This window comes from Flavobacterium sp. F52 (assembly GCF_000278705.1).
In the GTDB taxonomy this organism is placed as follows: Bacteria; Bacteroidota; Bacteroidia; order Flavobacteriales; family Flavobacteriaceae; genus Flavobacterium; species Flavobacterium anhuiense.
Genome location: NZ_AKZQ01000023.1, coordinates 360,616 through 373,626 on the forward strand (window position 1 = coordinate 360,616; position 13,011 = coordinate 373,626).

Sequence of the window (13,011 nt, forward strand, 5' to 3'; positions counted from 1 at the left end):
TTCTTGTTTTTTAGTATAACAAACGAGAACTAAAAAGTTCCTAATGGTTTTCGATTTTTTTTCGAATAAATTTACTGGCGAGATAAATATGATTGGCAATGGTCTTTTCAGAAAGATCCGTTAATTCTGCAATCTCCTTATAGCTAAGGTTTTCCAGTTTGTGTAAAGTGAATATTTTTTGCTGCTGTTCTGGAAGCTGATTAATGAAATTTTGAAGTTTTTCTTGTCGTTCTTCAAAAATTCCAGAGTCAGTTTCTTCATCGAGCATCTCAACTTGAGAAGGATCAAGCTGTACTACTTTGTTTTCTCTGTTCACATGATTGATGATAATGTTTTTGCAGATAACAAATATTTGTTTGTCAAACAACACGTCTTCGTTAAGCAGTTCTCTTTTATTATATAATCTTATGAAAGTTTCCTGAACAAAGTCTTCAGGAGTAAATACAGAAGAATTGAATCGTTTGGCAATATTTATAAGTTTATCGTAATAGCTAAAGTAAACTTCTTTAAAAGCTGCTTCATTACCTTTTTTTAAACTTAAAATAAATTTTTTATTGTCCATAACGAAAATATCGCGACTAGCTTCCTAGTTCTAAACTCTTTGGCTTCAATATTATTGTATTCAGAAATTGAGTAATCTAAATCAGGAATGTAATAAGTTACAAAGAACCGTAATTTAATCCAAGATTTGACGCTTTTGTAGATTAAATGTTACAATTTATTTCAAATAAAAACCCTTAACGGAAATGTCAAGGGTTCTATTTTTTTTGTTTTTTGATTCTATTAATCTAAAAATTAATGTTTAGCATCATTTGAATGTCTACTCTGTCATAAGAAGAAGAGATGCCTGTTATTTCTTTAAAACCTAATTTCTCATACAGTTTAATGGCAGGTTTTAGTTTAGTGTTACTTTCTAGATAAATTTTAGAAGCTCCTTTGTCTGTAGCCCATTTAATTGCCGATTGAGCCAGTAATAATCCGAGACCTTTTCCTTGCGCTTTTGGACTTACAGCCATTTTTGCCAATTCGTAATCATACTCTTTTCCGTCACTTTTAATTAAAGCGCAAACACCTAAAACCTCATCGTTTAAAATGGCAGAAAAAATTTCTCCGCCTTTGTTTATTATATATTCCTCGGCGTGATCTAACGCTTTCACATCATTTAGTTCAACTACAAAATAATTTGAAATCCATTCGATGTTTAAATCCTTAAAGCTTTTTTGATATTTAGGATTATAAGTTACGATTTCTACTTGTTCTTTATTTTTCATAATACATTAAATACTGTTTTATTACGCCCGTCTTAAAAAAAGAAAATCCTTGAACATTTTATTCAAGGACATTTAATTTAAAGACTGTAAAGTTCTATTGTTGATTTTCTTTTTCCAAATCTGCAGCTGAGATCTGATCTAAGATATTGGTCTGATTTGGCGAAATGTAATTTTTGTTTTCAATAACCTGTTCTTTCTTAAAAAGAAGGTCTAGTGCATTGTAAAGCTTTAATAAAACATCTTTGTCTTCTTTTTTAATATCTAAAGCAGAATTGAAATTAAAAACATAATTATTTGAATTGCGTACTTCTACTTTGATTGTTTTAGATGTGATTTTAAATTTTACTATGTCCATGTTCTGTGTAAATTACTTGTTGCAAGATACTAATTTAATAAAATCCGTACTTAAATAAGGGTTAATTTAAATAAAAAACCCTTAAACATTTCTGTTTAAGGGTTTTACCTTTTTGTAGCGAGGACGGGAGTTGAACCCGTGACCTCAGGGTTATGAATCCTGCGCTCTAACCAACTGAGCTACCTCGCCTGGACTGCTATCATGAATTCCTGATTGCGGGTGCAAAGATAGAAATAATATTAAAGCATACAAGCATAAAATGAAGAAAAAAAAATATTTTTAAAAATGCATTGTTTTTGGACATATATTCTTATATTTCGAAAAAAATTAAAGTAGCACATGGAGTCAAAAATACGTTACGAAATAGAGTTTCCGATCAATTCTTCGCCACAACTATTGTATCAATATATATCAACGCCGTCAGGTTTACAAGAATGGTTTGCTGACAATGTTAATTCGAGAGGTGAATTTTTTACTTTTATCTGGAATGATTCGCAAGAGAGAGCGCGTCTAGCTTCAAAAAAATCTGGCGAAAAAGTAAAATTCAAATGGGTTGATGACAGCAGTAAGGATACTGAGTATTTTTTCGAACTCCATATTTTAGTTGATGAATTAACTAAAGATGTATCGCTTATGGTAGTAGATTTTGCTGAAAAAGAAGAATTAGGCGAAGCTAAACAATTGTGGGAGAATCAAATCTCAGATCTAAAACATCTTATAGGATCTGTTTAGTAAAAGTCTATTTTATACCTTATATTTGCCCTGAACAAAATTCAGGGTTTTTTTATGATTAATTTTAACGGAAACATTGGGCAAGAAGATAATATACTAACTCTAAACCGTGCCTTTTTGTATGGTGACGGAATATTTGAAACGGTAAAAATTGTCAATGGAAAAATCTTGTTTCTTGAGGATCATTATTTTAGGCTAATGGCTTCTATGCGTGTGGTTAGAATGATGATTCCGATGGATTTTACAATGGAATATTTTGAAGAACAGATTCTTAATTTGGTAAACGAACAAGGAATTGCAGCTTCGGCACGTGCCAGAATTACTGTTTTTAGAAATGATGGCGGTTTATATCTTCCAAAAAGCAATGATATTTCATTCTTAATCAACGCCATTTCTCTTGGGAATAAGGCTTACACTATAAATACAAGCGAATACGAAGTAGATTTGTATAAAGACTTCTACGTGACAAAACAATTATTGTCGTCTCTTAAAACGACTAATAAAATGATTAACATTACGGGAAGTATTTACGCGAATGAAAATGACCTTGCCAATTGCATTTTGCTGAATGACAGCAAAAATGTTGTAGAGGCACTTCAAGGAAATATTTTTATGGTAACGGGTAAAAAGCTTATTACACCTCCAATTTCAGAAGGTGCATTAAACGGTATTATGCGTAAACAGATTTTAGCTCTAGCTAAAAAAATAGAAGGCATAGAGGTTTTAGAAGAAGTAATTTCACCTTTTGATCTTCAAAAAGCAGATGAATTATTTCTGACTAATGTAATCACAGGGATACAGCCGATAACTAAATATCGAAAAAAGGAGTTTACAGCAAATCTGGCTCATTTATTAGTGCAGCGACTAAATGAATCCATTTCTGAAAATTAATTCAGATATGGATTTTCGGGTGCATTAGACCAAATAAGATAATCGCCGCCAAGCTCGATAATCTGCTCTTTCCAAAAATGAGTAGTAGATTTTCCGATAATTTTATTTTTATAATTATTATCAGCAATAATCCAAGAGTTTCCTTGCATCTCATTTTCAAGCTGATTTTCTTCCCAGCCGGTGTAGCCTAAGAAAAAACGAATATTGTTTTTACTTATCGATCCGTTGTTTATTAGGTCTTTGGTGGACTCAAAATCTCCTCCCCAATAAATTCCATTTGAAATCTCAACACTATTTGGGATTAACTCAGGAATATTGTGAATAAAATAAAGGTTGTCTTGTTCTACAGGGCCTCCGTTATATATCTTAAAGTTAGCATCAATCTCGGGTATTAAGTCATTAATAGTATATTTTAATGGCTTATTAATTATAAAACCTATTGATCCTTCTTTGTTATGGTCTGCTAATAAAATTACCGATCTGTTAAAAGATAAATCTCCAATTATTGAAGGCTCGGCAATAAGCAAGTGTCCTTTTTTTAATTTTTCTGAAATCATACGGTTACAATTTTTATTAAATTTAATCATAAAAAAATTAAAATCACAAAAAAAATCGTTAAACCGCATAAAAAAACCTTCCAGATGGAAGGTTTTAATTATATTATAAGTTTAGAGAACTTTCTTACTTAGTTCACTGCACCTTCTAATTCAGCTCCTGCTTTGAATTTTACAACGTTTTTAGCTGCGATTTTGATAGTTTTTCCTGTTTGAGGGTTTCTACCATCTCTAGCAGCTCTTGAAGAAACTGACCATGATCCAAAACCTACTAATGAAACTCTTCCTCCTTTTTTCAAAGTAGTTCCTACATTACCTAAAAAAGACTCTAAAGCTAATTTCGCCGCAGCTTTTGTAATTCCTGCATCAGCAGCGATAGCATCGATTAATTCTGATTTGTTCATAATAATTAGTTATTAATTGTTGGTTAAAAAAAATTGTTAATACACAAATTTAGTAGGAAATCCGTTGCGTGCAAGTGTTTTCTTTATTTTTAGCAAAAATTGTTGATAACTTGCTTTTTTTGTTCATAAAGAGTGTTGTTTATCGATAAAAAAACAGGTACAAACCCCTGTTTTACTGACCTTAATACACTTTTGCAGCATCTGAAAAACTCACTCCATTTAATAATTCTGAAGTGAGCATTCTCTTTTTTCCTGGAAATTGTAGACTTAATAACTGAATAAACCCATCTTTTATTGCAATCTTGATTTCTTTTTTACTGCTAATTAACTTTCCAATCTCATAAGAGTGTGATTCTGAGATTAGTTTACCTTCATAAATTTTAATGTTCAATTCTTCATTTTGGTCTTTCAAGAAGCACCAAGAAGCAGGATACGGACTTAAACCGCGAATTAAATTATTGATTTCTGCTCCAGATTTTGTCCAATCTATTTTACAGTTTTCTTTATTTAATTTATAAGCTGTTTTGATATCGTCGTTATCTTCTTGAATGGTTGTTGCGACATTTCCATTTTCAATCACTTTCAAAGTGTCAATGACAGTTATGCTTCCTAAATGCATCAAACGATCGTGTAATTGTCCTGCAGTTTCTTCTGGCTCAATATTAATTTCAGAATTTAATATCATAGCGCCAGTATCAATTTTATCGTCAATAAAGAAAGTGGTAACTCCCGTTTTAGTTTCTCCGTTGATAATGGCCCAGTTAATTGGAGCCGCACCGCGATAATTAGGTAATAAAGAAGCATGAAGATTAAAAGTCCCTAAACTTGGCATTTCCCAAACCACTTTCGGAAGCATTCTAAAAGCAACTACGATTTGTAAATTGGCATTTAAAGCTTTTAATTCTGTTAAGAAGTTTTCGTCTTTTAAATTGGTTGGCTGTAGTAAAGTAAGGTTGTTAGCAAGCGCATATTCTTTTACAGCCGAATATTTTATTTTTTGTCCGCGCCCTGCTGGTTTATCTGCAGCCGTAATTACGCCCACAACTTCATAGTTATTTTTAATAATGGTGTCCAAAATGCCAACAGCAAATTCTGGCGTTCCCATAAATATAATTCTCAATTTCTCCATTATGATTTTAAAGTGTATTTATTATTCGCTTGTATAGTGATATGATTGTTTTCGAGCAATTCCTGAAGAACCGATAAAATATCTTTTGCATCCATTTTAATCTGGTTTTCAATTTCTCTCGAAGTCAGAGAAGCTGTTCTAAGCAAAGACAAAATCTTATCTGCAATCGAGTCAGCTTCTGTAATTTTCCCTTTTTGTGTAATGCAGTACGAACAAATGCCACAGTTTTCAGTTGTTTCTTCGCCGAAATAATCCAAAACCAATCTGTTTTTGCAAGTTTTGTTGTCTTTTATATAGTGAAGAACCGATAAAAGCTGTTCTTTTTTAACTTCGTTTTGTTTTTCTAAATATTTAGAAACCCTATTTATAGTAAGATCGTCTTCTCGGACTTCATTAAATAAAATAGTAGCATCGTTATTTTTAGATTTATATTCGATGATTTCCTTTTCTTTTAATTTTTCTAAAAGAGCAATAACTTGTTCCTCAGATCGATTTGATTTTTTAGCAATTAATCCCAGATTCAAATTAGATTTTACTTCATAAACTCCAGGATAAGTTCTTAAAATTGCCAAAATGATCTCTTCATCACTTGGGTTTAGGCTCATGTATCGAATCACTTCTTTAGATTCAATCAAAAACTGAATGCTGATTTTTTCTGAGAATTCCTGAGACATTGTAATAATTCCCTGCTGATTTAAAAACTGTAATGCATTGTATGTTTTAAGAGTAGGGAATTCATATTTGTTGCAAAAATGATTCAGTTTAAACGAAAAAGATTCATCTAAACCTTCACCATAAGCAATCTGAAAGTAATTGCAGAGTTTGTTGTACATGGTTTTGAGAAACTTTTTGTCTGGAAGAATGCTCAAAAACTGCTGTTCTGTCTGGATAGAATCCGAATTGTTATAAAGTAAAATCGAAAAAGCTTTAGCGCCATTTCGACCTGCGCGTCCAGATTCCTGATAATAATTCTCTAAGTTTTCTGGAAGCTGTGTATGAATAACCGTTTTTACATTGTCTTTGTCGATTCCCATTCCGAAAGCATTTGTGGCTACGATAACCTGTGCCTGCTCCGACATCCACAACTGCATGTTTTTGTCTTTTTCTTTTGCCGAAAGTCCGCCATGATAATACGTTGCTGTAAAACCAAGTGACTGCAATTGCGAAGACATGTTCAAACAAGCTTTGCGATTTCGAACATATATAATAGAAGGTTGCGGATTTTTTTTAAGAATCTGTTCGGTACGGTATAATTTGTCTTCAACTTCAAAAACCATGTAAGCGATATTTTTTCGCTCAAACGACTGCTGAAAGTGATTCGGATTTTTTAATTCTAATTGGGTTCTAATATCTTCAATAACTCTCGGAGTTGCCGTAGCAGTCAAGGCTAAAAACGGAATTTTAGGAAAGTATTTTTTCAGTTCCGAAATTTTAAGATAGGCAGGCCTAAAATCGTGGCCCCATTGCGAAACACAATGCGCTTCATCAACAGCAATTAAATTGATAGGTAGATTTTTGATGCGCTCTAGAATCCAATCTGATTGTAGACGTTCTGGGGATAAATAGAGAAATTTATAGTTTCCGTATTGGCAATTATCCAAAAGATCAATTAATTCTTCGGTATGAATTCCGCCAGTAAGAGCAATTGCTTTAATATCTCTTTTCTGCAGATTCATCACCTGGTCTTTCATTAAAGCAATCAAAGGAGAAATAACAAGACAGATTCCTTCTTGCATCATCGCGGGGACCTGAAAACAAATCGATTTTCCTCCGCCTGTCGGAAGTACCGCAAAAGTATCCTGTCCTTCAAGAACAGAATCGATAATTTCTTTTTGCAACGGTCTAAAACTGTCGTGTTTCCAGTATTTTAGAAGAATATCCTGCGCTCCGAGCATTGCGTTTGTTTTAAAGTTAAAAATTTAGAAAACAGTTTCTAGTTTTGCAACTTTAAACCATGCCGCTAAATTTTGTCTAAGATATAAAGAATTCTGTTTTCAACTGTATCTTTAGGAACCTCAATCAGTTCGTAACCATATTTTTTATAGGTATCAACAAGATGCTCTTGAATTTTTACTGCCTGATCAAAATTTTCATAACGCTCAGAATCACTTTGGTAAATTTCTTCCCAAGGCGGTAAAATAAAAGTTTTAGAATATTTATAGTCTTCGCATGCCTTAACGAAACTTGCTGGATATTCATCGCCAATGTAATCCATATAAGCTACAACATCTGGAATTCCGCGGTCAATAAAAACCACATTATCAGGTTCTTCAAGAGCGTTTTTATATTGTTCAATACGACCTTCCAATAACATTTCGCTAAACAGAAGCGGCTGTTCTAAAAACAACTGTTCAATGCCTTCTTGTTGCGCTTTCATAGTAACCTGTCTAGAGATTTCTGGATAGCAGCAAAAGCCACGAGCTACCAATTCGTTAATAAGTGTTGATTTTCCAGTACCAGGTCCGCCAAGCAGGACTATAATTTCTTTTTGCACTATTCTAAAAATAAAGGGCAAATTTACCTAAACTTATTCATAATTAAAAAGAATTTTTACTTGAAGCGAAAGATTTGGCATTTTTAGCTAGCATGGGTTCCTGCTGTCCGCTCCAATCTTTTGCTTTTTAAAGAAAAAAGCAAAAGGATTTCCGCTGCCATCAGGGCTAAATAGGAGAGATGGTTTTGTTTTTGGGATTGTTTTAAAAGAAGAAAGTCCCAGCGTGACGATATTTATAGAAAGATTATACATTATAAATCAAAAGCTCCAGCGGAGCGACACAATTTGGATAATTTATATGTCGCTCCGCTGGAGCTTTTGATATGCGGAAAATTTATTTTGCTATAAATATTTTGCTCCGCTGGAGCAGTTTTTATTTGAATTGCCGTTGGTTTTAACCAACGAGGTTAAATGATTTTTTAAATCTCGGCTTTAACCAAATAAACTATTCACAAAATGAATACTTTCCTGAACTTTTCCCATTTTTAGAAGGAACAATCAAATGCGATTGGAACTTTTTGCCATTCAAAGCATCATTCACAAAATCCAAAACATATTGTTGTCCTTCATGAAAAAGATAACCCGAAAATTCATGTCCACCGCCACAAAAAGTAATTAGTTCAATGTCTTTATGTAAATCTTTCATTTGGTTATATACTGCATAAGAACCAAAAAGAATCAGCCAGCCCGATGCATTTGTTGGACAAGAACGGTGTGAACCCGCAGCGTATGGAACGGTGTCGTCATTACTTCCATGTGCCAATAACATCGGAATCGCTTTTTCTTTCGTAATTAAATTAATGTCTTGAATAGCTCCAGAACCGCCTATGAAACCTTTGTATTTGAAGTTTTCAGGCAAATTGCTTTTGTATAAATTCATCAATTTATAATCCCAAAATGAAGCATGGAAACCAATTTCGGCACCCGCACTAATTCCAGAAATAAAGATTTTTGAAGTATCAAGATTGTATTTGTCAGCATTCTCAATCATGAAAGCTGTTGCTTGCCACATGTCGCTTACGCCAATTTGTATCGCTTTTATTTTTTCTGTTAAAGTTCCTTTACAGCCAAAATCTTTTCCTTTCATATATAGGCTGTACGAAATGCTTGCAACCGCATAACCGTTTTGTGCCATAAATAATCCGAAGTTTTTCTCGTTTGTGCGCTCTCCACCAGAAAAACCTCCACCAAAAGCAAACATAATTAAAGGGATTTTCTCACCAGCTTTTTTCTTTGGCAGATATAAATCTAAATCTAGTTTTAAAGTGTCGTTTTGGAAATAAGTCAAAGTTTTGACTTCTTGGGCTTGAATCGAATTTAATGTAAGAACGATAAAAAGTAAAAGGATTTTTTTCATTTGAAATGGTTTTAATCTCACAAAAGCCGCTAAGTCGCAAAGTTTTTCTGCCACGAATTTTCGCTAATTATTATTTTTTGATTTGCCAAGTTAATTAAAATTAGGGAAATTGAATTTTAGGATTTAATAATTTGTGTTAATTAGTGTAATTTGTGGCAAAAAAACAACCTCATTTTTAGAGACAAAAAATCTAAAATCTAAAATCATAAATCTGAAATCAAAAACGTATATTTGCGTTTATTTTTAATTACGAATGGAGAACGATAAAGAAAAAAATACAGCCGAATTTTACGAAAGATTAAAAGTCGAGCTAGATAACGCAAATACTTGGCCAGCAGAATACTTGTACAAATTTATTGTGCCTTCTGTAGCAGATAATGTTGAGCGTGTTGAAAAAGCTTTTGATAGAATGGGAGCAGTTATTAAAACAACAAAATCAAAAACAGGTAAATTTACTAGTGTTTCTGTTGATGTTACAATGCACAGCTCAGATGAAGTGATCAGCAAATACAAAGAAGTTTCTACAATAGAAGGTATAGTTTCATTATAAACTTATGATCGAAAAATATAAAAGAGAAGCCGCAAGAGATGTTGTGTACAATTTGGAATACAATTCTGAAAGACAGCGTTTAATTATTCCGGAATATGGACGTCATTTGCAAAAATTGATTGATCAGGCTACTGCAATCGAAGATGATGAAACGCGCAATAAAGCCGCAAAATACATCATTCAGGTTATGGGAAGTCTGAATCCGCATTTACGTGATGTGCCAGATTTTCAGCACAAACTTTGGGATCAGCTTTTTATCATGTCTGATTTTAAACTGAATGTTGAATCTCCATATCCGATTCCGTCAAGAGATGTTTTGCAGCTAAAACCAGAGATATTGCAATATCCACAAAATTTTCCGAAATACAGATTTTATGGCAATAATATCAAATACATGATTGAAGTTGCCAATAAATGGGAAGAAGGAGAGATGAAAAATGCGCTGGTAATGGTAATTGCCAATCATATGAAAAAATCTTTCTTGAGCTGGAACAAAGACACCGTAAAAGACGATGTGATTTTTGAGCATTTATATGAGTTATCTGGTGGTAAAATCAATTTATTGCACAGTACAGAAGAGCTGTTAAACACGACAGATTTAATGCGTACCAACAAACGCATGTCTAATAAAACAGCTTCTGGAACACAGCCAAAAATTCAGAATAACAAAAACAACAAAGGCGGTCAAAAAAAGAATTTTCAAAAAAACAATAATCAGAAGTAAAAAAAGGTGCTAAGAGGCAAGCTTCTAAGTTGCTAAGTTTTTTACTTTGACACTTTAAAAAAACAAACAAAAACAAAAATAAAAAAAGCTGCTAAGCTACTAAGTTGATGAGTTTTTTTACTTAGAATCTTAGAATCTTAGAAACTTTGAAAGAACCTAAAAAAAATCTATGGGAATTTTTAAAATCGAAGGAGGAACTCCTTTAAAAGGAGAAATCACTCCGCAAGGAGCAAAGAATGAGGCATTACAAATTTTATGTGCCGTGCTTCTAACAGGAGAGAAAGTAAAAATTAATAACATTCCTGATATTATAGACATCAATAAATTAATCACTTTGTTGGGGAATTTAGGGGTGAAAATTCAACGTAACGAACCAGGTTCAATTACTTTTCAAGCTGATGAAGTTAATGTTGGATACTTAGAAACTGAAGCTTTCAAGAAAGAAGGTGGAGCGCTTCGTGGTTCTATTATGATTGTTGGTCCGCTTTTGGCTCGTTTCGGAAAAGGATATATTCCAAAACCAGGAGGAGATAAAATTGGTCGCCGTAGATTAGATACACATTTTGAAGGTTTTATTAACCTTGGAGCAAAATTCAGATACAATAGAGAAGATCATTTTTACGGAGTAGAAACTCCTGAAGAAGGTCTAAAAGGAACAGATATGCTTCTTGATGAAGCTTCTGTAACTGGAACTGCAAACATTGTAATGGCTGCTGTTTTAGCAAAAGGAACAACTACAGTTTACAACGCTGCTTGTGAGCCTTATTTACAGCAATTGTGTAAAATGCTGAACTCTATGGGAGCTAAAATCACTGGAGTTGGTTCGAACTTATTGACTATTGAAGGTGTTGAAAGCCTTGGAGGATGCGAGCATACAATTCTTCCTGATATGATTGAAATTGGTTCTTGGATTGGTCTTGCAGCTATGACAAAAAGCGAAATCACAATCAAGAATGTTAGCTGGGAAAACTTAGGGTTGATTCCGAATACTTTTAGAAAACTTGGAATTACAGTTGAAAAACGCAATGATGATATTTATATTCCTGCTCACACAAATGGGTACGAAGTAAAAACAGATATCGACGGTTCTATCTTGACTATTGCCGATGCACCATGGCCAGGATTTACGCCTGACTTGTTAAGTATTGTTTTAGTTGTCGCAACTCAAGCAAAAGGAGATGTTTTAATTCACCAAAAAATGTTCGAAAGCCGTTTATTCTTCGTGGATAAATTGATCGATATGGGAGCAAAAATTATGTTGTGTGATCCGCACAGAGCTGTGGTTATGGGGCACAATTTCGAATCTCAATTGAAAGCAACCACAATGTCTTCTCCTGATATTCGTGCGGGAATTTCATTATTAATCGCGGCGCTTTCTGCAAAAGGAACAAGCACAATCCAAAATATCGAGCAAATCGACCGTGGATATGAGCGTATCGATGAGCGTTTAAGAGCAATCGGTGCAAAAATTGTGAGAGCTTAAAAAGTTTATAGCCACGAATTCACGAATTTTTATTTTCAAAGATTATAAAAAATAATTCGCGAATTCGTGGCGAAAAAAATAGTCTAAATGACAAACGAACAAAAAGCTGTTAAAGCTACTATTTTTAGTATAATAGGAAACACCTGCTTGGCCCTTATAAAAGGCTTAGCAGGTTTTTTTGGCAATTCTTATGCCCTAATTGCAGACGCTATTGAATCAACGACTGATATATTTGCGTCTTTTTTGGTTCTTTTTGGAATAAAATATTCAAATAAGCCTGCCGATGAAAATCATCCTTACGGGCATGGTCGTGCAGAACCTCTGATTACGTTTTTGGTTGTGGGTTTTTTAATTACTTCGGCAACTGTTATTGGTTACGAAAGTATTGCTAATATTGGCACTTCGCACGATTTACCTAAATCTTGGACTTTGTATATTTTAGGCGCCATTATTGTTTGGAAGGAATACTCTTTCCGTTTGGTTATGAAACGAAGCCGACAAACCAATAGCACATCTTTAGCAGCCGACGCCTGGCACCATAGAAGCGATGCCATAACTTCTGTAGCGGCTTTTATCGGAATTTCGATTGCTTTAATTATGGGAAAAGGCTACGAATCTGCAGATGACTGGGCAGCACTTTTTGCAGCGTTTTTTATTCTTTATAATAGTTATAAAATATTCAGACCGGCGCTTGGCGAAATTATGGATGAGAATCTAAATGAAGATTTGGTTGAAGAAATCCGTGTTGTAGCACTTACAGTTCCCGGTATTTTAGGGACTGAAAAATGTTTTATCCGTAAAGCTGGAATGAAATACCATGTTGATCTTCATGCTATTGTTTCGGCAAAAATTTCGGTTAAAGAAGGGCACGATTTGGCACATAAACTGAAAGATACACTCAGAGAAAAAAATCCCGAATTAGGACATGTATTGATTCATGTTGAACCAGATGATTATCATTGAGAGGTTCAAAGTTGCAAAGTGACAAAGAAACAGAGCTGAAGTACTTTATGTATCCTTGACTTTGCTCAAACTGAGAAGTAGGCTAAAATTAAAACCCCCATTAT

Annotated in this window: 15 protein-coding genes and 1 tRNA gene; 6 read left to right on the forward strand and 10 right to left on the reverse strand. The window is 33.6% G+C overall.

The genetic code is table 11. The features are described 5' to 3' along the window. Positions 1 to 40: 40 nt before the first annotated feature. The 4 genes from FF52_RS08900 to FF52_RS08915 all read right to left on the reverse strand — a co-directional run bounded on the left by FF52_RS08900 (position 41) and on the right by FF52_RS08915 (position 1,815). Complete coding sequence (locus tag FF52_RS08900; protein WP_008464750.1) at positions 41 to 562, reverse strand: RNA polymerase sigma factor; 522 nt, start codon at positions 560 to 562, stop codon at positions 41 to 43. Between the two features lie 226 nt (positions 563 to 788). Continuing rightward, positions 789 to 1,271: a GNAT family N-acetyltransferase gene (locus FF52_RS08905; RefSeq protein ID WP_008464754.1), complete on the reverse strand. Its 483-nt coding sequence runs from the start codon at positions 1,269 to 1,271 to the stop codon at positions 789 to 791. Positions 1,272 to 1,365: 94 nt separating this feature from the next. Further along, the gene (locus tag FF52_RS08910) at positions 1,366 to 1,626 is read right to left on the reverse strand and encodes a hypothetical protein (protein WP_008464756.1); all 261 of its coding nucleotides are present in this window, start codon (positions 1,624 to 1,626) and stop codon (positions 1,366 to 1,368) included. Between the two features lie 115 nt (positions 1,627 to 1,741). Further along, positions 1,742 to 1,815, reverse strand: a tRNA-Met gene (locus FF52_RS08915). A gap of 150 nt (positions 1,816 to 1,965) precedes the next feature. Between FF52_RS08915 and FF52_RS08920 the strand changes: the two genes are divergently transcribed. Beyond that, the gene (locus FF52_RS08920) at positions 1,966 to 2,358 is read left to right on the forward strand and encodes an START-like domain-containing protein (RefSeq protein ID WP_008464757.1); all 393 of its coding nucleotides are present in this window, start codon (positions 1,966 to 1,968) and stop codon (positions 2,356 to 2,358) included. A gap of 54 nt (positions 2,359 to 2,412) precedes the next feature. Continuing rightward, positions 2,413 to 3,249: an aminotransferase class IV gene (locus tag FF52_RS08925; protein WP_008464758.1), complete on the forward strand. Its 837-nt coding sequence runs from the start codon at positions 2,413 to 2,415 to the stop codon at positions 3,247 to 3,249. Here FF52_RS08925 and FF52_RS08930 read toward each other — a convergent pair. The 6 genes from FF52_RS08930 to FF52_RS08955 form a co-directional block, all read right to left on the reverse strand. Next, the gene (locus tag FF52_RS08930) at positions 3,246 to 3,806 is read right to left on the reverse strand and encodes a YqgE/AlgH family protein (RefSeq protein WP_008464759.1); all 561 of its coding nucleotides are present in this window, start codon (positions 3,804 to 3,806) and stop codon (positions 3,246 to 3,248) included. The two genes, FF52_RS08925 and FF52_RS08930, sit on opposite strands and share 4 nt — an antisense overlap. A 128-nt stretch (positions 3,807 to 3,934) precedes the next feature. After that, positions 3,935 to 4,207, reverse strand: a complete 273-nt coding sequence (locus FF52_RS08935) for an HU family DNA-binding protein (protein WP_008464760.1) — start codon at positions 4,205 to 4,207, stop codon at positions 3,935 to 3,937. A gap of 181 nt (positions 4,208 to 4,388) precedes the next feature. Further along, positions 4,389 to 5,336 (reverse strand): methionyl-tRNA formyltransferase, encoded by a 948-nt coding sequence (gene fmt, locus FF52_RS08940; protein WP_008464761.1) that lies wholly within the window; start codon positions 5,334 to 5,336, stop codon positions 4,389 to 4,391. After that, positions 5,336 to 7,231: a RecQ family ATP-dependent DNA helicase gene (locus FF52_RS08945; protein ID WP_008464762.1), complete on the reverse strand. Its 1,896-nt coding sequence runs from the start codon at positions 7,229 to 7,231 to the stop codon at positions 5,336 to 5,338. Before FF52_RS08945 ends, fmt begins: the two co-directional genes overlap by 1 nt. A gap of 65 nt (positions 7,232 to 7,296) precedes the next feature. Beyond that, complete coding sequence (locus FF52_RS08950; RefSeq protein WP_008464763.1) at positions 7,297 to 7,830, reverse strand: AAA family ATPase; 534 nt, start codon at positions 7,828 to 7,830, stop codon at positions 7,297 to 7,299. Between the two features lie 445 nt (positions 7,831 to 8,275). Then, positions 8,276 to 9,187 (reverse strand): alpha/beta hydrolase family protein, encoded by a 912-nt coding sequence (locus FF52_RS08955; RefSeq protein ID WP_035691181.1) that lies wholly within the window; start codon positions 9,185 to 9,187, stop codon positions 8,276 to 8,278. A gap of 253 nt (positions 9,188 to 9,440) precedes the next feature. Here FF52_RS08955 and FF52_RS08960 point away from each other — a divergent pair, with 253 nt between their 5' ends. From FF52_RS08960 to FF52_RS08975, 4 genes are all read left to right on the forward strand, one after another. Further along, complete coding sequence (locus FF52_RS08960) at positions 9,441 to 9,737, forward strand: DUF493 family protein (RefSeq protein ID WP_008464765.1); 297 nt, start codon at positions 9,441 to 9,443, stop codon at positions 9,735 to 9,737. Between the two features lie 4 nt (positions 9,738 to 9,741). Next, positions 9,742 to 10,461 carry a DUF4290 domain-containing protein gene (locus FF52_RS08965; protein ID WP_008464767.1) on the forward strand — a complete coding sequence of 240 codons (720 nt, stop codon included), beginning with the start codon at positions 9,742 to 9,744 and terminating at the stop codon, positions 10,459 to 10,461. A 169-nt stretch (positions 10,462 to 10,630) separates the two neighbouring features. Beyond that, positions 10,631 to 11,944 carry a UDP-N-acetylglucosamine 1-carboxyvinyltransferase gene (murA, locus tag FF52_RS08970; protein ID WP_008464769.1) on the forward strand — a complete coding sequence of 438 codons (1,314 nt, stop codon included), beginning with the start codon at positions 10,631 to 10,633 and terminating at the stop codon, positions 11,942 to 11,944. A gap of 87 nt (positions 11,945 to 12,031) precedes the next feature. Then, positions 12,032 to 12,907, forward strand: a complete 876-nt coding sequence (locus tag FF52_RS08975) for a cation diffusion facilitator family transporter (protein ID WP_008464771.1) — start codon at positions 12,032 to 12,034, stop codon at positions 12,905 to 12,907. The last annotated feature ends 104 nt before the right edge of the window (positions 12,908 to 13,011 follow it).

Coding starts and splice junctions, on each gene's coding strand:
- FF52_RS08900 (WP_008464750.1), bottom strand. CDS start 562: ATGGACAATAAAAAATTTATTTTAAGTTTAAAAAAAGGTAATGAAGCA.
- FF52_RS08905 (WP_008464754.1), bottom strand. CDS start 1,271: ATGAAAAATAAAGAACAAGTAGAAATCGTAACTTATAATCCTAAATAT.
- FF52_RS08910 (WP_008464756.1), bottom strand. CDS start 1,626: ATGGACATAGTAAAATTTAAAATCACATCTAAAACAATCAAAGTAGAA.
- FF52_RS08920 (WP_008464757.1), top strand. CDS start 1,966: ATGGAGTCAAAAATACGTTACGAAATAGAGTTTCCGATCAATTCTTCG.
- FF52_RS08925 (WP_008464758.1), top strand. CDS start 2,413: ATGATTAATTTTAACGGAAACATTGGGCAAGAAGATAATATACTAACT.
- FF52_RS08930 (WP_008464759.1), bottom strand. CDS start 3,806: ATGATTTCAGAAAAATTAAAAAAAGGACACTTGCTTATTGCCGAGCCT.
- FF52_RS08935 (WP_008464760.1), bottom strand. CDS start 4,207: ATGAACAAATCAGAATTAATCGATGCTATCGCTGCTGATGCAGGAATT.
- fmt (WP_008464761.1), bottom strand. CDS start 5,336: ATGGAGAAATTGAGAATTATATTTATGGGAACGCCAGAATTTGCTGTT.
- FF52_RS08945 (WP_008464762.1), bottom strand. CDS start 7,231: ATGCTCGGAGCGCAGGATATTCTTCTAAAATACTGGAAACACGACAGT.
- FF52_RS08955 (WP_035691181.1), bottom strand. CDS start 9,187: ATGAAAAAAATCCTTTTACTTTTTATCGTTCTTACATTAAATTCGATT.
- FF52_RS08960 (WP_008464765.1), top strand. CDS start 9,441: ATGGAGAACGATAAAGAAAAAAATACAGCCGAATTTTACGAAAGATTA.
- FF52_RS08965 (WP_008464767.1), top strand. CDS start 9,742: ATGATCGAAAAATATAAAAGAGAAGCCGCAAGAGATGTTGTGTACAAT.
- murA (WP_008464769.1), top strand. CDS start 10,631: ATGGGAATTTTTAAAATCGAAGGAGGAACTCCTTTAAAAGGAGAAATC.
- FF52_RS08975 (WP_008464771.1), top strand. CDS start 12,032: ATGACAAACGAACAAAAAGCTGTTAAAGCTACTATTTTTAGTATAATA.